16 protein-coding genes, 1 pseudogene and 1 CRISPR repeat array are annotated in these 22,301 nt (G+C 26.2%); of the genes and pseudogenes, 3 read left to right on the top strand and 14 right to left on the bottom strand.

Going from position 1 to position 22,301, the window contains the following annotated elements; translation table 11 throughout:
* Positions 1-35: 35 nt before the first annotated feature.
* From cas2 to lysS, 4 genes are all read right to left on the bottom strand, one after another.
* Complete coding sequence (gene cas2 / locus HZY83_RS04930; RefSeq protein WP_179942967.1) at positions 36-341, bottom strand: CRISPR-associated endonuclease Cas2; 306 nt, start codon at positions 339-341, stop codon at positions 36-38.
* A gap of 4 nt (positions 342-345) precedes the next feature.
* On the bottom strand, positions 346-1,221 hold the full coding sequence (gene cas1 / locus HZY83_RS04925) for a type II CRISPR-associated endonuclease Cas1 (protein ID WP_179942966.1): 876 nt from the start codon (positions 1,219-1,221) through the stop codon (positions 346-348).
* 14 nt (positions 1,222-1,235) lie between these two features.
* Entirely contained in the window at positions 1,236-5,372 is a 4,137-nt protein-coding gene (cas9, locus tag HZY83_RS04920; protein WP_179942965.1) for a type II CRISPR RNA-guided endonuclease Cas9, read from the bottom strand.
* 227 nt (positions 5,373-5,599) lie between these two features.
* A CRISPR array of direct repeats spans positions 5,600-6,618; the repeat unit is 36 nt; unit sequence GTTTTAGAGATATGTGAATTTTTATATAAGTAAAAC.
* A gap of 375 nt (positions 6,619-6,993) precedes the next feature.
* Complete coding sequence (lysS, locus tag HZY83_RS04915) at positions 6,994-8,496, bottom strand: lysine--tRNA ligase (RefSeq protein WP_179942964.1); 1,503 nt, start codon at positions 8,494-8,496, stop codon at positions 6,994-6,996.
* Positions 8,497-8,762: 266 nt separating this feature from the next.
* Between lysS and HZY83_RS04910 the strand changes: the two genes are divergently transcribed.
* Entirely contained in the window at positions 8,763-11,876 is a 3,114-nt protein-coding gene (locus tag HZY83_RS04910) for a G5 domain-containing protein (RefSeq protein ID WP_179942963.1), read from the top strand.
* A 154-nt stretch (positions 11,877-12,030) separates the two neighbouring features.
* On the opposite strand, the gene HZY83_RS04905 is transcribed toward HZY83_RS04910, so the two are convergent.
* From HZY83_RS04905 to HZY83_RS04860, 10 genes are all read right to left on the bottom strand, one after another.
* A complete protein-coding gene (locus tag HZY83_RS04905) occupies positions 12,031-13,062 on the bottom strand; it encodes a zinc-binding dehydrogenase (RefSeq protein ID WP_179942962.1) in 1,032 nt (343 codons plus the stop codon).
* Between the two features lie 18 nt (positions 13,063-13,080).
* Positions 13,081-14,118 carry a galactitol-1-phosphate 5-dehydrogenase gene (locus HZY83_RS04900; protein WP_179942961.1) on the bottom strand — a complete coding sequence of 346 codons (1,038 nt, stop codon included), beginning with the start codon at positions 14,116-14,118 and terminating at the stop codon, positions 13,081-13,083.
* Positions 14,119-14,206: 88 nt separating this feature from the next.
* Positions 14,207-15,466, bottom strand: coding sequence for a PTS galactitol transporter subunit IIC (locus HZY83_RS04895; protein ID WP_179942960.1), 1,260 nt, complete (start codon positions 15,464-15,466; stop codon positions 14,207-14,209).
* Positions 15,467-15,493: 27 nt separating this feature from the next.
* A complete protein-coding gene (locus HZY83_RS04890; protein WP_179942959.1) occupies positions 15,494-15,769 on the bottom strand; it encodes a PTS sugar transporter subunit IIB in 276 nt (91 codons plus the stop codon).
* A 66-nt stretch (positions 15,770-15,835) separates the two neighbouring features.
* On the bottom strand, positions 15,836-16,288 hold the full coding sequence (locus HZY83_RS04885; RefSeq protein ID WP_179942958.1) for a PTS sugar transporter subunit IIA: 453 nt from the start codon (positions 16,286-16,288) through the stop codon (positions 15,836-15,838).
* A 17-nt stretch (positions 16,289-16,305) separates the two neighbouring features.
* Positions 16,306-16,683 (bottom strand): PTS sugar transporter subunit IIA, encoded by a 378-nt coding sequence (locus tag HZY83_RS04880; protein WP_179942957.1) that lies wholly within the window; start codon positions 16,681-16,683, stop codon positions 16,306-16,308.
* Entirely contained in the window at positions 16,683-18,149 is a 1,467-nt protein-coding gene (locus HZY83_RS04875; RefSeq protein ID WP_179942956.1) for a BglG family transcription antiterminator, read from the bottom strand. The genes HZY83_RS04880 and HZY83_RS04875 overlap by 1 nt, the downstream gene beginning before the upstream one ends.
* 348 nt (positions 18,150-18,497) lie before the next feature.
* Positions 18,498-19,661 carry a tetratricopeptide repeat protein gene (locus HZY83_RS04870; RefSeq protein ID WP_179942955.1) on the bottom strand — a complete coding sequence of 388 codons (1,164 nt, stop codon included), beginning with the start codon at positions 19,659-19,661 and terminating at the stop codon, positions 18,498-18,500.
* 12 nt (positions 19,662-19,673) lie between these two features.
* On the bottom strand, positions 19,674-20,618 hold the full coding sequence (locus HZY83_RS04865; protein ID WP_179942954.1) for a polyprenyl synthetase family protein: 945 nt from the start codon (positions 20,616-20,618) through the stop codon (positions 19,674-19,676).
* On the bottom strand, positions 20,619-21,098 hold the full coding sequence (locus tag HZY83_RS04860) for a hypothetical protein (RefSeq protein WP_179942953.1): 480 nt from the start codon (positions 21,096-21,098) through the stop codon (positions 20,619-20,621).
* Between the two features lie 243 nt (positions 21,099-21,341).
* On the opposite strand from HZY83_RS04860, the gene HZY83_RS04855 reads away from it, so the two are divergent.
* On the top strand, positions 21,342-22,091 hold the full coding sequence (locus tag HZY83_RS04855) for an ABC transporter ATP-binding protein (RefSeq protein WP_179942952.1): 750 nt from the start codon (positions 21,342-21,344) through the stop codon (positions 22,089-22,091).
* Positions 22,092-22,093: 2 nt separating this feature from the next.
* Positions 22,094-22,301, top strand: a pseudogene (locus HZY83_RS08250) (hypothetical protein); the annotation flags it as partial.

Here is a 22,301-nt window from a genome sequence, read left to right as displayed (position 1 = left end):
ATTTATTATTTTTTCGAAATATCTTTTAGTAAATTTCATAATTCTATGAACCTTTCATCACTATCTATATACTCATTATTTATATCACCTACCAATATTTCCATTTTAGAAAATTGTTTTTCTGTAACAGTTAATATTTGTACAATCCCCTCATCAGGACAATATTTTTTAATATTATTTATTATTAAAGAAGCGGTTGCACTGTTAAGAGCTAGCTTACAATAAATTGATTCTTGTAACATTATAAACCCATCTTTTATTAACTGCTTTCTAAATTTTCTATAAGACTTTCTCTGACTAGAATATTCAGTAGGTAAATCGAACATAACAATAATTCTCATAAACCTATAGCTCATAATCAAAAAAAGATAACTGCGAAATATCATCATTATTTAAAACTCTAAAAATACTCTTAGTATATATTTTTATGGAATTAGCTACAGTTTGCTTTTTACCCTCAATTACTACATAATCATTTAATAATTTAATTATTATATTTTTATGCATAGATTCAAATTCACTCCCTTTTAAATTATAAACTATCAAATCTACTAAAACTCTATAAGGCTCCATTAAGTCACAAGATAAATTAAAAGAATTATATTGATTATTATGAAAAATTCCAAATTGTGTTGCATAACCACTTGCATTTATTTCTCTATTAAAAGATGATAACAAAATAGAGTATCCATAATTTAAAGCTGCATTTACAAAACATTCCTGTGACCTACTAAAATCTTTTCCAAATAAGCTATTGAAATAAATTTTGGCAGCATGCCCTTCTCTATTAGTAACATCATTAAATTCTAATTCCTCAAGATAATCCATTAATTTATGATAACCTTCTAAATTTAACTTTTTCAAAACCAAATATTGATTTTTTATTTTTTCATATACTATCTTTGTCCATACCTCTTGCATAGTGTACTCTTGCCACTTAGTTTGAAGTCTGTATTTTAAACTAGTATCATGAGATCCATATAGTCCTATTAGATTTGCATAAGGCGAACGCTTTTCATCACAAAAAACTACAGATACTTTATTTTTATTTAATTCATTTAAAAGCACAGCAGTTATACTTACTGCCGTACTTTCTAAAATAACCATATATAGTTCACTTATACTTATTCTTTTTATATCATCTGATCTTCTTACAATCATATAATTCATTTTGTAATCTAATTTTGCTCGTTCTCTAATAACAACCGTTCTCCAACTCATAATTAGCTCCTAAATTATATAATTTTTACAGTCTTCTCTCTAAGTCCAGTTATTGACTGCTCTATTATTTCAAATTCATATATATTATTCAAAGTAGATGAAATAGTACTTCTTGAACAAGTTACGTCGAAATATTTCTTTGTGTTATATGTAGTTTTATTATTAGATATAACATTTAATAATTCTAAAATAGCACTACACTGCTCTTCTATAGAAAGTTCTAAAAATTTTTCTCTAACTTCTTGTCTTGAAAATTCACTGTATCTATTAGAGCGATGATTTTTAAAAATACCATTATTCATTTTACTAACTATGTAATCATATAAAGCTATATTATTTTCTGGTAAGATTCTTGAAGTATTTATTTTATCTAGTTTACCTTTAGTTTCAATATTTTTATAATTTAATACAGCTACATCTTTTAACATAGGTATATACTCCTTATCAAATAACACTTGAGTTGCTCCATCTACAATTATATAGTTATTAATTTTTCCTCCAATATAATAGTAGTAATCATTTATTTTAACCAAACTCCCAATAGTCAGCTTTTTGTATTTTATAAATATATTTTGTACTTCTACATCTTCAGATACTACGAATTTCTTTGCATAATTTATTATATCTTCATCACACTTAATTTTATATTTTAAGTGAATTGGAATTGGTAATATAATCGATTTCTCTTCTTCTTTATTTTTAGATAGAACACTATAACTAACTATACTGTAATATGCTATTTTTATTTTTGCGAATCCTCCATACTTAGTAACATCTTGTAATTTTTTATCGCTTGTCTTTAATGGCATATAAACTAAATTTTTTGCTGTTTTTTTATTATATATAGTTGCATCATAAAATGCGCCTTTTTGTGATTCTGCTTTTCTAGTAACTAAAACTCTTTTATAGTTTAAACTCTCTAATACAGTATCCAATGTCTTATCTTTATCCCAAGCTACTAAATCCCCTCTTATAATATTATAATTGTACATTTTATCTAAATTATATTTGAAATTTTTATTAGAAATAATACCTGTTATATTTTTCGTGAATTTTACATCAAAAGAATTTCCTACAACTATATTTAAATAAGCATCATGAGCATGATGTAAATTATTCAAATCTCTTATTTTTATCAACTCAGGATTTTTTATTACTGTTTTTTGCTTTTTAGTTTTTTCATCTAATTTAGTATCATATGCAAATGTATATCTAAAATCCGAAACATTTTTAGCTTTTACATAACATATTTCTGTTTCTGGATATAATACTTTTAACAAATTGGCTAACGTCTTTACTGATTGAGAAGTTTCTACAAGTTGTCGGTTAATAAAATTAGCTAATTCTTCATTGGTAAGAGGTTCAACTCTTATTAATCTATTATATTTTTCTTTAGATATTAATTCTAAATCTCGTAATAATTTCCAATGTTTTTTAGTTTCATCTTTTATTTTTAATACAGATTCCAGAGGATATTTATTTTCCTTCTTTGCATTACTTGTCCTAGTTACCAAAACTAAATTATCTAATATACTATCATCTTTGGTTTTACTTCTAGGATATATATGATCTATATCATAAGCATCTGTATTTAATCTATCTATGTCTATTTTATTACCAGTATACATGCATCTACCTAATTGTTGATAATAAAGATAATACTTCTTCTGTCTTAAAGATTCATTGTCTAAATTTTCAAACTTAGATCTGTCTATATATTCTGATACATTAATATTTTTATATGATTTTTCTAATTTTTTCTTTCTACTAGCTGGTACATTTTTATCCAATATATTTTTTCTAGTAGTTTCTATAAATATTTTTTTAGGATTTGAACCTATTTCCCTAGTTAATTCATCTAATATTTTTAGACTTTGCCAAATAGATCTCTTTACAGAGGGAGATAGATATTGATCTTCTATCAGTTCATACGTTAATTTCCCATCATTTTTAAGATTTTTACTATCGTTATATCTTTCAACAGCCTCTAAAAAGCCTATATCCTTACTTAATAGCTCCATTAAATTGCAAGAAGTATTTCTCATAGCATCAATTATACTAGAACTTTCTCCAATTATATTAACAACCTTATCACTAAGAATCTCTGTTAAAAATTTTCTTGACAATCTCCCCCAATCATTATACTTTAAGTTTAACAATTGAAATATTTTTTTATCGCTAAGTATATTTCCATAAGCTATTTTTATTTTATTTTCTAGAATATCCTTAGCTTCTCCAAATAACGTTATCCATAAAATTATATTTTCAACCATAGTATATTCAAAATCTTCTTGTAAAATATTTTTGATTTCTACATAAGATTTTAATGTAGTTTGAATATTTTTATCAAGTCCGGTTAATTCTTGCTTTTTATCAAGTATTCCTATCGATTTCAAATAACTTTCTAAAGTTGATTTTGTTACTTTTCTTGTGCTTTTTTTATAAAATGTCTCTATAATATCATTTTTAATTTCTAATGGTAGCTTTTTATTATCTACTTTTATATTATTTAGTTCATTTAACAAACTAAACTCTGAATATAATAGTGAATTTTTAGGTAAAACATCTTCATTAATTAAGTAAGTACATTTTTTAGTCATTCTATTTATAAATTTTTCTGCACTTTTTTCCTTATCAACTACCTCATCAAAGTTCCACGGTGTTATAGGAGTTGTACTATTTCTTACTACCCAACTATTTCCTCCCTTATCTTCATGATAATTATTTAGAGGTCCTACATAATAAGGTATTCTAAACTCTAAAAGTTTTATTACTTTTTCAGAAATAGTCAATCCGTCAATTTTATCTACTAAAAATGGATAATATTCTTCTGCATTTTTTAATATTTTTTCTAACTCTTCTTTATGAAGTTGGTAAGGTACAACAGCATTATTTTTACTTCTTAATAGCTGCAAAAATTCATTTCTATCTAATTTTAATTTTATTTCATTTACCAAATCTTGATTAGATAATTCATTTAATATATTTTTATTCAAAAATGATTTGAAATCATCATAAGAAGCTACGTTCCTGATACTTCCATTTCCACCTTTTGATAAACTATTTCGTCTAGCATATGCTACATAATTATCTTTTAAATTTTTCCTAAAACATTTCTTATATAAAGATTTTCTTTCTTTCTCATTTAAATTGCTATCTTCTAAAATAGCATTCTTTAATATTTTTAAATCTTTTTTATGTTCCTCGTATATTTCAGCTTTAGATTCCGAAATAGTTAAATTTTCTTTTTTCATATTTGCCAAAATTATAGCGTCGTACAATTGTTTGGCTAAATCTAATATAACTATCTCATCTCCTAAAATACTTTCATAATCAGTCCTTACATCATCATAAATAATTTTATCTAGATGAATTTTAGGTTTGTCACTTTCTTTTAGAGAGTTATCTTGAAACAATGTAGCAAGATTTCCTGATAAACCTATAGCTATTTTAAAGAATTCTGTTAATTGTTTATTTTTTTCTACTAATAACGAAAGTTTTTTTGTTTTATCTAATCTACTAATTTTTTTATTCAATAAAATTTCTTCAATATTCCTTATATTATCTTCAGACGTTAATATTTCCATAAAGCTTTCTGACAGCATAGATTCATTACAAAGAGATGAAAATATTGATTTCATAGTTGAACTACTTGATATACTCTTTCCTTCATACAAAAAACTACCTCTATATTTAATAATATGATGACAAGCTAAATAAATTTCTCGTATATCTGGATTCTTTTTATCAAATAAAGTAGCTCTCAAATGGTAAATTGTCGGATACTCTTTATAGAAATCTTTATCTTTATAATTTATATCATTAAACAATATATTTTTAGTATTTACAGATTTATCATTAAACCAATACTTACTTTCACCCAATCTATTAAAGAAATCTTTATCCACCTTTTCTATTTCTTTTTCAAATAAACATCTAAGTAGCTTAAGCCTATATCTGCGACGTTCTTTTCTTCTTCTATTACTTCTATAATTCCTTCTATCTGCCGCGGTACTAGCTTCATTAAATAATCTAACTCCAAGAGTTTTTTTTCCACGTAATTTTAGTAAATTATAATTCAAATCAGTAGCTGCCCATCCTACAGATGCTGTACCCAAATCTAGACCAACATAATAACCTTTTTTATTCATTATATATTTACCTCCTCAAGATAAATCATTTATTTTCATTATATACTATCTTTGGTTATACAGCAAACATTTTCATAATTTAATTAAACAAATTATTGATTATTTTTTTTATATTTGTTATAATATAATTAAATTCACATATTGAGTTAAAATAAATATTTGTATACATCGTTCGTAAGAACTCCCTAGTGGGAATTTTTTATTCGCATATTGCTAAATCCATTTGAGTTTTAGAGATATGTGAATTTTTATATAAGTAAAACAACCGAAATCCTTCTTCACTCACGCGGCGGTTTTAGAGATATGTGAATTTTTATATAAGTAAAACATTTAGTCGTGTATTTTAACATCAAAAAACGTTTTAGAGATATGTGAATTTTTATATAAGTAAAACAATTCGTACATTTCTAAATGCTCTTTTTTGTTTTAGAGATATGTGAATTTTTATATAAGTAAAACATGATTTAAATCCCACTCAGAGCAAGATATGTTTTAGAGATATGTGAATTTTTATATAAGTAAAACAAAAAGTAAACTTAAAATAATGTGTAGAGGTTTTAGAGATATGTGAATTTTTATATAAGTAAAACTTGGGGTTTATTTGAATATTTATGTCTGAGGTTTTAGAGATATGTGAATTTTTATATAAGTAAAACAAAATCTTAAAGCTCTGACCAGGACGGTAGTTTTAGAGATATGTGAATTTTTATATAAGTAAAACAATTATTTTTCTTATATAATATCTTAACAGTTTTAGAGATATGTGAATTTTTATATAAGTAAAACTACAGGTCCTGTTATCGTAATATTACTAAGGTTTTAGAGATATGTGAATTTTTATATAAGTAAAACTACTCAGCGTAGTTGCTAAGTTGTTTAACTGTTTTAGAGATATGTGAATTTTTATATAAGTAAAACTCATACATTTACTAAAAAGGGGCATGGGAGTTTTAGAGATATGTGAATTTTTATATAAGTAAAACAAATATACGGAGATGAGTTTGCCCAGGTTGTTTTAGAGATATGTGAATTTTTATATAAGTAAAACAAACCTACCGACACTACCAAACAATTTACAGTTTTAGAGATATGTGAATTTTTATATAAGTAAAACGGTCTTACCATCTTTATCACATCCTTTCTTGTTTTAGAGATATGTGAATTTTTATATAAGTAAAACAGAGTATGTCGAGAATGAACTTGTTGCAATGTTTTAGAGATATGTGAATTTTTATATAAAAGTAATTATTAATTTATTTTTATGGTAATCCATGGAATATTATTGTTTTAGAGATATGTGAATTATAAAAACAATTATTAATCTTTCTTAATAATTGTTTTTTTATTATATACATTAGTTTTTCAAATAAGTTTTAATGATGTATATATTATATGCCAACTTTTTTATGTGAATACAAAAAAGACAACTTTTCAGTTGCCTTTGATTTCTATTTTTTCAAGCCACAAAATTAATAGCTATGCACTTTTTTATTAGTATACTATTATTTTGTTAGCTTTATATTTTGATTTTTAATATGTGTATATCATACATCTAAAATTCTTATTTATCTGCTTCTAAAAATATTTCAAAGTCTAATATCTTTGATATAATAAAATTATTCTACTTATGTTTCATATGAGGGAATAGTAGCACATCTCTTATTGATGGTGAATTAGCTAATAACATTACTAATCTATCTATACCTATTCCTAATCCTCCTGTTGGAGGCATTCCGTATTCTAATGCTTCTACAAAATCTTCATCCATTTCATAAATTTCATCATTTCCAGCATCTTTTTCACTGATTTGTGATAAAAATCTTTCTTTTTGGTCTATAGGATCATTCAATTCACTAAATGCATTAGCGTGTTCACGACGTACTATAAACAACTCAAATCTATCTGTAAATCTAGAGTCTTCTGAATTTGTTTTAGCTAACGGAGAAACTTCTACTGGATGTCCATAAACAAATGTAGGTTGTATCAATGTTTCTTCAACAAAATTTTCGAAAAATTCATTAATTATATGACCAACTTTCATATCTTTTCTAACATCTACATTATGTTCTTTAGCTAAAGCATGCGCCTCATCATCTGTCATTTGTTCCCAAAAATCTACACCTACTACTTCTTTTATTGCATCAACCATATGAACTCTTTTCCATTTAGGAGTTAAATCTATAATATCTTCTCCATAATGAATTTTAGTTGTTCCATGAATCGTTTCACAAATAGAAGCAATCATATTTTCAGTCAAATCCATGATGTCATTATAATCTGCATAAGCTTTATATAATTCTATCATAGTAAATTCTGGATTATGTCTTGTTGAAACACCTTCATTTCTAAATGCACGTCCTATCTCATAAACTTTTTCTAAACCACCTACTATAAGACGTTTCAAAGGTAATTCTAATGCAATACGCATAAAAAGTTCCATATCTAAAGCATTATGATGAGTTACAAATGGTCTTGCAGCTGCTCCCCCTGCTACTGAATGCATCATAGGTGTCTCTACTTCTAAATATCCTCTTTCATTCAAATAACTACGCATAGCTTGAATAATTTTTGAACGCATAACAAAAGTATCTTTTGATTCTTTGTTCATTATCAAATCAACATATCTTCTACGATATCTCTCTTCAACATCTTTTAATCCATGGAATTTATCAGGTAATGGACGTAGAGATTTTGTAAGTATATAAAATTTATCAGCTTTTACAGATAACTCTCCTACATTAGTTTTGAATAAAATTCCTGTTACTCCTACTATATCTCCTAAATCTACAGTTTTAAAAAATTCGTAGTTCTCACCTACTCTGTCTTGACGAACGTATATTTGAATTTGTCCACCTAAATCTTGAATATGGGCAAATCCTGCTTTACCTTTACCACGTTTAGTCATTACACGCCCAGCAATAGTCACATTCACATTTTTCTCTTCTAACTCTTCTTTAGAATACTTATCAAACAACTCTACTAATTCATTTGTTAAGTGTGTTCTTTCAAATTTTGTACCAAAAGGATCTATTCCTTTTTCTCTCATTGCTTCCATCTTTTCACGACGAACTAGCATTTGATCATTTAACTCTTCGCTAGTAAGATTTAAAATTTCTTCTGTCATTTTTTCTCCTCTTAAATGTTAACATCATTAATAATATAACAATTATTATAACATATTTCTGCTTTAGTTGGTATAACTAGATATGAATTAATTTTATATTACTTTAAGAAAATTAAAAAATATATTTTCCGAACTTTCTACTATAATAAATAATCGCTTTCTATGAGAAAGCGTTAAATTTATAAACATTTATTATAAAAATGTTCCATATATATTTTTTCTATGTTATAATTTTTATAGTAAACTGAGGAGGAGAAATTAATTTTATGAATAAAAATAAAAAGTTTATAGCAATTTTATCTACAGCATTATTGACTACTTCATTTGTAATACCACAAAATATAAATGAATATTCACTAATAGCTAAAGCAGAGAATACAGTTTCTAATTTCGATAGAAATACTATTAAAAAAGGAAATACAGTAAACATTACTGGAACTGTAACTACACAACCAGGAATTTTTGGTGGCCAAGGTTTTTATATAACTACAGCTAATAATCAAAGTATTTATGTTTATCCTGGAAAAAATGAAATATCATCTGAACTAATAAATAAAGGAGATAATATATCATTTACAGCAACCGTTACGGAATATAACAAAAACTTACAATTAGTATCTCTAAAAGATGTAAAAGTTAATAATAGTAATAATATTATACAACCGACTAAACTAACAATAGATAACCTATCAAAAGAGTTGCAAGACGGTTATATAGAAATTAATAATATAAAAGTAAAATCTTTTAAATCTCAAGGGAAATTTAAAAACACAGTAATTACAGCAACAGATTCTAATGCTAATCAAATTGAAATATTTGCAGACAATAGAATTTTTGGTGACTTTGATTCTTATTCTAAAAATCTAGCAAATAATGATTCAATAACTTCTGTAAAAGGTATACTAACAGTATTTAATGGCAAATATCAAATTAAACCTACAGAAGTTTCTGAAATAAATATATCAAAAGATAATAAATCAGATGAAAGCATAGAAACATATAAAATAGGTGCTATTCAAGGAGAAAGTCATATATCTCCTCTAATAGATAAATTAGTAAATATAGAAAATGTCGTAGTTACCAAAATTGATGGAAATAAAGGATTTTATGTTCAAGATATAGAACCAGATAATAATCCTAACACTTCTGACGCTATATACGTAGTCAGCAAAGAAAAAGTAACTGTTGGCGATAAACTAACTATAAAAGGAACAGTTAAAGAAAACTACGGAGCAGGTTATGCAGAAAAAACTAATACAGATTTGACCATAACACAACTAGAAGCTAAAGAAGTTGCAAAAAATGGAACTAGCGATCTTCCAATTCCAATAAAATTGGGTGATAATATTCCGAAAAAAATAATAGATAACGATAGTTTTTCAATTTTTGATCCTCAAGAAGATGCAATAGATTTTTGGGAAAGTATAGAGGGAATGCGAGTAGAAATAGAGCGTCCTACTATTTTAGGCCCTCAAAAATATGGTTATCTATATGTCTTACCAGTGTCATACAAAGGAGAACGTAATAATTCTGGTGGAATAAGCCTAGCAGAAGGTTATAAAAATACAGAAATTATAGCAATAATGACTGGCGATAGAAAATTCAGAGCTAAAGCTAATGATTATTTTGATAGTAATATTATAGGAAATGTAACTTATGATTATAGCGAGTACAAAGTAGACGTTACAAAAACGACATTACCTAAAAAAATAGATGGTAATCTACAACGAGAAAAATCTAATATTACATTTGATGAAGATAAATTAACAATAGCATCTTATAATATAGAAAATTTCTCAGCAAATTCTAGTACAAAAGAAACACCGAATAGCAAAGTAGAAAAAATAGCAAATTCATTTATTAATGAAATTAATTCCCCTGATATTATATCGTTAATAGAGGTTCAAGATAACAATGGCAGTATAGATGATGGAACTACAAGTGGTGTCCAAAGTGGTGAAAGACTTGCCAATAAAATTAAAGAATTAGGTGGTCCTGAGTACAAATATATTGAAGTTGAACCTATTAATAACGCAGATGGTGGAAAACCTGGTGCAAATATAAGGGTCGCTTATTTATATAACCCTTCTCGTGCAAAATTGATAGAAAAAGAAGTAGGATTAAGTGCAGATGAAGCTAAATTTATAAATGGAGAACTTACTAAAAATCCTGTGCGTATTTCTCCTAATAGTAAAGCATTCCAAGGAGTAAGAAAATCTCTTGCAGCAGAGTTTGATTTTAAAGGTGAGCGAGTAGTAGTAATTAATAATCACTTAAAATCTAAAAATGGTGACAATCCTCTTTACGGGAAAGTTCAACCTGCAATCGAAAATTCACAAGCTAGTAGAATAGAACAAGCTTTAGAAATAAATAAATTTATTCAAGAAGGATTAAATCAAAATCCTAATCTTAAATTCGTACTTACTGGAGACTTTAATGATTTTGAATTTTCTAATACAATTAAGTCTTTAAAAGGTGATATTTTAACAGACTTGTTATCTAATCACGATAAAGCTGATAGATATTCTTATTTCTATCGTGGAAATAATCAAAGTTTAGACAATATACTTGTATCTAATAACATTATTAATGATGTTAAGTTTGATGCTATCCATGTAAATTCTCCATTTATGGAAGAAGATGGTAGAGCTTCAGATCATGATCCATTATTAGTTCAAATATCATTTAAAAAAAGTGCAACACCTGATGATAATATACCAACTATACCTGAAAAACCTTTCGTTAAAGTAGAGAATATAAATTCTACACAAAATATTCCATTTGAAATAGAAAGAATAGAAACTAATGAGTTATTAGAAGGAGAAGAAAGAGTAGAGCGTGAAGGTACTGTTGGTACAAAATCTATAACTAAACGTATTTTAAAGAACTCTTCTACAAATGAAATTATACTAGAAGAAATTATATCTAGCGAAACAATTAAAAATCCTATTAACAAAATAATAAAAGTAGGAAAAAAGAAAAATTCTCAAAAAATATCTAATAAAACCGAATATATAACTTATAAAGAGGATATTCCATTTGAGATAGAAGAAATAGAAACTTATGAATTATTAGAAGGTGAAGAAAAAGTAGAACGTGATGGCGTAAAAGGAGTAAGAACTATAACTAAACGTATAACAAAAGATTCTACTACTAATAAAATGATAAATGAGGAAATTATGTCTAATGAAATAACTACTAAACCAATTACAAAAGTAATTAAAGTAGGAATTAAAAAAGATAATAATAATAATAATAATAATTCTCAAAGTAAAAAAACTCTATCAAAAACAGGAGAAAAAAATAATAATACATCACTTCTAGTAGGAGCAATATTATTATTAAATATTTTAATACTAAAAAGAAGAAAAAATAAATAATTAGAAAAAAACAAGAGAGAAATAAACTCTCTCTTGTTTTTTATTATTATAAAAAGTATAAATATTAATATTATACATATTAGGAAGCAAGTTTTATGAATATCTCTTCATAAAGACGAGATAACATTACTTTTTTTCACTAGAGATAGTTGTTTTATGATTTTATTAAAACTTTTATCTCTGTACCTTTCATCACTTCTTCGAATGCTTGTCTTGAATCTTTTAAATCAAATATTTTTGTTATCATTTTATCAACAGCAATTTTATTATTTTCTAATAAATCTAATGCCAATTTCCATGATGATGGTTTTTGTGATCTTGATCCGATATATTGTAATTCTCTTTGAATTATTGACTCTTGATCAAGCAAATTACTTTTCTCTGCAAATAATCCTACTTGAACAAAATCTCCCTTTTTCTTTACTAAACTTAATGCTGAATTAACTGCAACTACAGATCCTGAACAATCAAACGCTTTATCTACTCCATAGCCATTTGTTTCCTTTAAAATTATTTCTTCAAGATTTTCTTTTAAAGTGTCTATTGTTATATCTATACCTAGTTCCTTAGCCAATTCTAATCTTGCAATATCTCTAGTAATTCCTGTTAATATAACTTTTGCCCCTTTAGATTTTACTACTTGTGCCAACAAAAGACCTATAGGTCCAGGTCCGATAACTAAAACAACATCATCTTTATTTATATTAGTTTTCTCCATTGCTGAATGTGTACAACAAGCTAAAGGTTCAGTTAAAGATGCAGCTTCTAAAGACACATTATCTGGTAATACATGACAACTTTCTTCACGTGAAATAACATATTTTGTCATACTACCATTTGCTTGAGTCCCAATACCTTTTCTTTTTGAACACAAGTTATAATCTTTACTTTCACAATATATACAATCTTCACACGTTTCAAAAGTAGTTTCACTAGTTACCCTATCTCCTACTTTAATATTTTTTACATCTGGACCTACCTCAGCAACTATACCAGAAAATTCATGACCTAGTATTACAGGCAAGCCTTTACTATTATATTCTCCTTTGAATGTATGAATATCTGATCCACATATACCAGTATATGCTACTTCAATTTTTACTCTATCTCCATAAACTTTAGGTTCTTCAACTTCTAACAACTCAACATTATCATATCCTGCTTTTGTTTTTACCACTGCCAACATAAAACTATCCTCCAATTATTAAGGTTTTATTAACACCTTATTATATTTTTCTTTTTTATTTAGTATCATCTCAAATGCTTTATTTACTTCATCTACACTAAATGTATGTGATATAAGACTATCTACTTTTACTTTTCCTGTTATTAAAAAATCTATAGCATTTAGCCACTCTCTTCCTGGAAAAGGAGCTGAATAAGAATTCCAAAATCCTTTGAGTGTTAATTCTTTTCTAAAAATATTCTCAAAGGCTTCTTCTTTTAAAGTTACATCTTTGTACGCTATACCAGTATACGCTATCTTTCCTCTTTTTTTCGTTACTAATAATGCTTGTTCTTGTGTAATAGGGCTTCCTGCACATTCTAAAGCTATATCCGCTCCTAAATTATTAGTATATTCATTTACTTTTTGCTGTAAATTTTCTTCTAAAGAATTAATTGTATGAGTAGCACCGTATTCTTTGGCTAATTTTAATTTTTCATTATCAATATCTACTACTATAATTTTTCTTGTACCAATATTATTTACAACTTGTAGTGACAACATACCTATAGTCCCAGCCCCAAAAATTATAACAGAATCACCAATTTCTACTTTTATTCCCATTATAGCGTGCATAACTACCGCTAAAGGTTCAATAAAGCTAGCCTTGTCATAATCTAAATCTTTAATACTTAATATATTACTTTCTGGGATTACACTATATTCTGCAAAGCCTCCTGATAAGTGTGTCCCTATCATTTTATAATTCTCGCACATAGAATAATGACCTTGTTCACAATAATTGCAACTTCTACAAGGTAAAAAAGGAATACAAACCACTCTATCTCCGACTTTATATTTAGCAACATCTCTCCCTATTTCTACAATTTCTCCTACAAATTCATGTCCCATAGTTGCTGGATATTTATACTTCCATGTCGTTTGCATCTTATGAATATCTGATCCACATATACCACATGATTTTACTCTTATCTTTACATCTTTGCTTTCACAAAATAAATCTTCTACTTCTCTAGTTTCTATTTTTGTTCCTTCGTACAAAACTGCTGCTTTCATCTTTACCTCCATTATAAAAAACGGTAATTATTAATATTCAATAGAAAACCTATAAATACATAATTACCGTTTAAAAATTAAATATTAATTAGTAGAATAACTGTGCAAATTTCAAAATTACCCAGTTAAAGAAATTTCCTCCCAAGTCCAGAGAACTCATTGAAGTATTTTGTCCATATCCGTCTACACCTGCCATCATAGCTGTATGTGCAGTAGTGAAATCTGTAGCCATCAATAAAGAAAGAGCTATAACTACTGTTCCAGCTAAAACAGAATGTAAGATATTTCCTTTTCTATTAGCTACAATAAAAGATACATAGAAAGGAATTGTTGCTAAATCTCCAAAAGGAAGTACTTTATTCCCTGGTATTATTATCGCTAATAGTAAAGTAATAGGTACTAATATTAATCCTGTAGAAATATTTGATGGATGCCCTATAGATACAGCTGCATCTAATCCTATATATAAATCTCGCCCTTTATAACGATTTTTCATATATTCTCTTACAGATTCTGAAATAGGAATTAACCCTTCCATTAACAACTTAACCATACGAGGCATTAGAACCATGAACGCTGCCATTGCAACACCAGCTTGTAATACTTTTCCTAAATCATAACCCGCTAAAGCTCCTAATCCTAAACCTAAGAATAGTCCTACTACCATAGGCTCTCCAAAGATACCAAACCTTTTTTGAATAGTTTCTGCATCTACATGGGCATTTTTTATTCCTGGTATTTTAGCAATTAACCAAGCGATAGGTATACCAACAAACCCGAATGCTGCTGTAGATCCTGTAGGTAATGAAATTCCTTTTAATCCATATACATTTTCTACATCTCTTTGTGTTCTATCCGCCATAATTAAAACCATTATTTCATAAAGAACAGCACAAAGTATACTAAACCACCAATTGCCTCCAGACACTACATAACCTGTTGCTCCAGCTGCAATAAAGTGCCAATAATTCCAAACATCTATATCAAGTGTTTTTGTCATTTTTAACGCAATCATAACAATATTAACACCTAAACATATTGGAATTAAAACAGCAGCTACTGGTGATGCCCATGATCCTGCCGCTGCACCAGGCCAACCTATATCTATAGTATCTAGTGATAAACCATATTTTTCTACAATGCTCTTAGTTATAGGCCCTAGATTACTTGTTAAAATTCCTACAACTACATTGATACCTACAAATCCTATCCCGATAGTTAAAGCTGATCTTACAGCTTTAGTAAATGGTACTCTAAATATAAGTGCTAAAATAAAAATTGCGATAGGTAATATAACAGTAGGACCTAATGCTAGAAATCCTTGTACAATATCCAATAAATTCTTCATTATATAATCTCCTTTTGCTATAAATTATTAAATTAAATGTGATAAAATCTCTTCTTCTAACTCTTCTTCACCAAAACCTGTAATATAGCTAGTTGCTATTATTGCTGGTATAGAATAAGTAGTTGGTAACATTGTAGTAGAAACTATAAGATCTGCTTCACTTTGCATAGAAGATGCTTCAGATATTTTTATTTGTTTTATAGATGCATCTATATTATGCTTTTTTATCAATTCCTCAACTTTAGACACAACGATAGTAGATGTTGCTATTCCTGCTCCACAAGCTATTAATATTCTTTTCATAATAAAATCCTCCTAAAACCTTTATTAACTAATTATTTTATTTATAAACTAACATAAACTTCCAAATTATTTAGATACTAAAATTTTATAAATTTCTTCTTTTTCATCACTCCTTAAAATATTATTATAAAATTCTTTATTAGCAAATTTATTAATAATGCTAGATAATACTTTTACTTGTTCTTCATTATGACTAATAAGTAACAATAAAATTATATCTACATTTAAATCTTTTGCATTAGTACCCATATCTCTAAATACAACAGATTTTTTGGGCTTAATAACTACTATTCCACTTTCTTTAACATATACTGGATCGGTGTGAGGAATAGCTATGTTATGTTCTGGAAACTCCAATCCTGTAGGAAATTCTTTTTCTCTTTCTAATACTTTAGAAAAAAACTCATTATTTATATAACCTTTTCTTTCTAAATCCTCTGTAACATTTTTTAAAACTTCAGAAAAATTTTCCCCTTCTACGTCAATATATATTTTTTGATTACTAAAATATTTTTCCATACTAACCCTCTATCATTCTAAATTTTTATTATTATATCTTTAAATTCATTATTGGGACAAGAAAATATTCTATCTACAAATTCTCTTTCCAACAATGCATTTACTACATTGAAAAATTTTGTATTATCAGTGTTTTCACGTACCAATATAAACAAAACTTTAAATTTACTCCCTACAATTCTCAATATAGAGTTAATCAAGATATTAGAACTAACTATATGTGGTAAATACATATCATCATATATTTTTATACTTCCTATTTTTTCTCTTTGAATAAATTCATCATAAATCAAAGACTTATTATTAACAATATTGTTGTCAAAAAGGTATGTTGAAATATTTTTATAAATAGCTTCTATGTTATTATTTTCAATTTTTATAGTATCTACTATCATTATTCTTTAAATATCTCCTTGTTAATAAGTTTTATATCTTCTTCCCCTAGTAACACATTAACATTTATGACATTTTTGATTTTTGATGGTAATTTTACGGTTGAGATTATATAGTCTATTTTAGTTAAATCGTAAACTCTTAGTTCTCTCGAAGAAATAGTATCAACAATATTTAACCTGCTAAAAGTCGACTCCAACCTTTTCTTTAAAAACTGTGCTGTCCCAAAACCGCTATGACATACCAATAGAACATTTTTGTTAATAGGATTATTTTCTAATATAGCTTGTATATAGACCGTAAGATAAGCAATCTCATCATCTGAAATCTCTTTGTGAAGTATCTCTTCTGATATACTCTTTACTGATAAAAATAATGTAGAATAATCTTTTTTTATTTTCTCTGTTAAAGGATTTTTTATACTTATATTAAACTTCATCCTTTTTACTAAAGCTCTTATATGTAACTTAAAAACATAATAAATATGTTCATCTTCATTTAATAGTATAAAGTTTTTCAAGCTTATTTTTTGTAAGAACTTATGAGAAATTTCCTCGATATTATCATCTAAATTTATAAGGTATTCTTCATTTAACTCTCCTACACCAGTACTAACTAAATATTGATATATGTAGTAAATTTCACTACTAGGAATCTCTATAAAAAATTCTTTTTCAAGATCTTTAGCTATATTTATAGCAACGTCATAGTAGCTTTTATCTTTACCTATTTTGTTATTAGTGACAATATAATTACCATTTTCTATTCGTTCTATAGCGATTAATATATGTACTACTAGATTAGTATAATAAAGATCACCTATTGTGTAAGGTAAACTATCTTCATAATTGCTAATAATGTGTTCTATTTTCTTTATAGAATCTATTCCAAACCTTATTGATAATTCAATTATAGTATCACTATTAATACGTTCTGAATAATAATCTGTAATATACTCATTTCTAACTATTAATGAATAATTACTCATTAAATCCGCTATTTTGAGCCTAATATCCTTTTCGCTACCAATTATCTTAGTTCCCTGTCTTCCTTGCTCAATTTCTAATATATTTCCGAGTAGATTATTCCTTATATATTTCAAATCATTTACTATGCTAGACTTTCCTACATAGTATTTCTCTGATAAAGCTTCAATAGAAGTATATTTATTAGAATTTTTAAGAAGTTTTAATAATATTTTTATTCTTCTTTCTTCTATGGAATATCTCATAACCTTTTTGTTTTGAAGTGTTTCTAAAGAGATTTTTGAAAAATTAATTTTTATACCTCTACTTTGCCTTTTTTCAAATTTTATATCACTTCTCTTAGATTCTATTTTTTCTAAATCTCTATATATTGTTTTTTTAGAAATATTTAATTTTTCTGCTATAGCTCTTACAGGTAGATAATCGCTTGCCTCAGTTAATATAGTTAAGAGTTGAATTTCTCTGTTACTTAACGCTGACATCACTGTTACCTCCTTATATTTTTAATTATAATACGTTTTCAAATATATGTATATAACATTTTTTGTCCACATATATATAGACTTTTTCGTCTGTTATTATAATATTTTTAAAACTGTTATATCTTTATAATAATATAAATATGTAATTATAGCCAACAAAACATATGATAATAAAATTTGTTATTTAGCAAAAAATTAAAATTAAAAAAGGTATTCAATTATTATTTTGAATACCTTTAAAAATTCACTTTTTATTGGAGAAATTTTTGAATTATTAATCTATTTGTTATTTATAAAAGCAAAAAATATTAAGCATAGAGATTTTTTCTCTACACTGAATACTGTCTTTTAAAACTCATTATAGTTATTTCTTATTTCTAATTCCTCTATATATCTTTTTATTACACTATTACCTGTTAATTTATAAACATTAGATAATACTTCATAATAACTAGGTTCGTCATATAGGAATGGATGATATTTATTAATTTCTTCTAATACAAAGTCTACATAATCTTCATCTTCAGACAATTCTAACAGCGTCAATACAAGTAATGATGAATCTTCTTTGATTATATCTTGTTCATTATATATTTCATAAATCTTCTCAACTTCATAAAGTCCTTTCAAAGCATTTATAGATATATACAACGTATCATTATCAATTCCCATATTAGTTAGTACATCACGAACCATACTTCTAATCTTATTATATTGTTTTTCTTGTCTATATAGTTCTGTTAAGTGAATATACACCGCAGTTGAATATCCTTGAAGTGATAGATACTTTTCAAAATAGTTAATCGCTTCTTCTCCTTTAGACAAAAATCCTAGATGCATATATGCATCACGAAATTCACTATCTAATGATACAGTTTTTAAAAGATAATTTTTGGATTTTTCTAAATCGTGCATATTATTATATGCAAAAGCTATTGCAAAATAAAGTTCTGCATCTTCATATTCTTCTCCGTACTCTAAATAAAAAGCAATAGCATCGACATAATTTCCTAACATTAACATATTATCAATTACTGATTTTAAATTTTGAAGATTTTTTTCTCTATTAAACAAATCCATAGTAATATTTAATGATTCCTCTACTTTATCATCTTCTGCATATACAGTAGATAGTTCATAATCTATAATATTTTTTAATTCTTCCTCTTCTGCTAATTCTTTTGCACTTTTTAATTTTTGTTCTGCAACATCTAACAGCATATCACTTTTATAAATCAATGCTTCCATAAGCAATGTCTGAGCAGTTTTTTCTGAGTTATATAATACTATTAAGGCATCATCTTTCTTATCTAAACACATTAAATTATCGGCATAACTAATTACTGCCGCTTCATCATTAGGATATTTTTCATAAACTAACTTTGATAATTCTAATGCTTTATCTAGCATACCATGTTCAAAAAATATATCTCGAAAACTTTCTAATTGTTCTCTTTCTAACAACTTTATATCCAATTCATTATATTTTTCTAAAAATTGTTCAAAATTCATACTTATATCTCCTTAGTATATTCTTTTTGATAATATATCTGCTATAAATAGTAAATCTTCTTTTACATCTTTATCCATATCTTCAACAATATCCTTAGCCTTATTAAGATATTTATAACTCAAATTTTTTACGCTATCCATTACATCTTTATCATTTTTTATTTCAGAAATTAAATATTCTTTCTCACTATTAGTAAGATTTTGGAAATTATTAAATAACTGTCTATCTTTTTTTATTTTTAATATTATTGGTAGTGTAATATTCCCATTGTTAAAATCTTGCGCTATATCTTTTCCTAAAATTTTGCTATCAGATAAAAAATCCAAATAGTCATCCATTATTTGATAACTCATTCCTAAATAATACCCAAATTTATAACTGTTTTGGATATCTGCATCATTCGCATTGCTAACTATCGCTCCTGATACACAAGCAAATGCAATTAAAATTGCTGTTTTTCTTTTTATCTTTTTCAAATAATCTATAGGGCGTGTGTCTATATTAAATAAATCATTATATTGTATTATTTCACCTAAACACAATTCTTTTAGTACTTTTGTCAAATATTTGTGTATTCTAAAATCTTTTATTTTTGAAACTTCTGTAAGAACCCTAGCAAATAAAAAATCTCCTATATATAGTGCTTTTCTATTATTATAAAGATTATTCAACGTTAAATTAGATCTTCTTTCTATTGCTCCGTCAATTATATCATCATGAATAAGAGTTGTTGTATGTATTAATTCTACCAAAGAAGCCATATTTATAATATCTTCTCTATTTTGTTTATAATCACCTAGCCTAGAACAAATTAGTTCAAGCTGCATTCTTACTCCTTTACCTTCAGTAGAAAAATATTTTTGAATAATACTATTAATTTCTTCATCATCTACATAAATTATAGATTTTAACTTTTTCTTACTATCTATAATATCATTTTTGTAGTTTTCTAACATTTATATTTCTCCATTTTTATTTATATAACTATTTTCTAATAAAAATTTAAATTCTTCTTTGTAATTTTCACAAAATTTAGTAAATAAAAATTCTTTATCTAAGTCTGATAATTCTTTATTATAAAATGATAATAAGATATCCGCCAAAGATGTGGACAAATATTTAATATCGTTAACAGTAAAATTATCTTTAGCTAAAATAATATAGTTTTTTTCCATAGTATTAGATATCATCGCTAGTTTATCTAAATTCTCTTTTAATTTATCATAATAAGTAAAATTAAAATAATCTCCAAGTAATATATTGAGAGGATTAATATTTTGATTATAAATATCGGTTAAATGATAATCTATAGAATCAACTGCATAATAAATACTATTGTTATACAATTCGTCATAAAGATTATATTTAGAAACCAATTCAGCATATCCTAATTTTTGTATTAAATTTTTATTATAGCTATATTTCCTAGGGATCATCAACACTTACCTTCCAAAAATTTACAATAATTCAATTATACCACAAACAGCTATCAATAAACAATTCAATGTCCTGTTATTTTCTTTTGATAAAAATATATTTATTAAACTTATTTTATAAAGTTAATAAAATTAAAATTTTTAAACATACAAAATAAAAGTTCTCTTGATAAACTTTTTATCGTAATTATAATTTTTATACATTTTATGATATAATTAGTAATTAATAGGAGGTGTATCGCTATGATTGAATTCAAAAATATAACCAAAGAATATCCAAATAAAGTAGCATTACAAAATTTAAATTTAACTATTAACAACGGAGAGATTTTCGGCTTAATAGGTCATAATGGTGCTGGAAAGTCTACAACAATTAAATCTCTAGTTAGTGTTATAAATCCTACATCTGGAGAAATATACTTCGATAATAAAAAACTATCAGAAAATCGCCTTGAATGCAAAAATCAAATTTCTTATATCCCTGATAGTCCAGATATGTTTCTAACATTATCTGCTTTTGAATATTGGACACTTATTGCAGACGTCTATAATATAGATAGTAATGAACGTGAAAAACGTATAAGTCATTATTCTAGATTATTTAATATGTATGATGAAATGTTCTCTTCTATAGAATCATTCTCTCATGGAATGAGACAAAAAACATTTATTATAGCTTCATTAATAGCAAGCCCTAAATACTGGGTAATGGACGAACCTTTAACTGGTTTAGATCCTCAAGCATCTTTTGATTTAAAAAATCTTATGAAAGAACATACAAAAAAAGGTAATACTGTATTATTTTCAACGCACGTATTAGAAGTTGCTGAACATCTGTGTGATAGAATTGGTATTTTAAGTAAAGGAAAGCTAATTTTTGTAGGAACATTAGAAGAATTAAAAGAACAATATCCTGGTGATACATTAGAAAATATTTATTTGAGTATTATCAAAAATATTGATATTCTTGGTAATAAAGAAAGCGAGGAATAGCTATGCGTTGGTCTATTATAAAAAGTCTATTTTTGCTAAATTTTCTTTACGCAAATCCTTCAAGAACATCTATATTACGAGAAAAATATAAGAAAAAAAATAAAAATTTAACAAAAAAAATGTTTTCTAGTTTTATATATAGTAATATTGTTACTTTTATCGTAATTTCAATATTTATAGGCTTCATTAATGCTCTTTCTTATGATGCTA

This window comes from Gemella sp. GH3 (assembly GCF_013415425.1).
Taxonomy (GTDB): Bacteria; Bacillota; Bacilli; order Staphylococcales; family Gemellaceae; genus Gemelliphila.
Note: the sequence above shows the minus strand (reverse complement) of the source record. Positions and strands in the feature narration are given on the sequence as shown.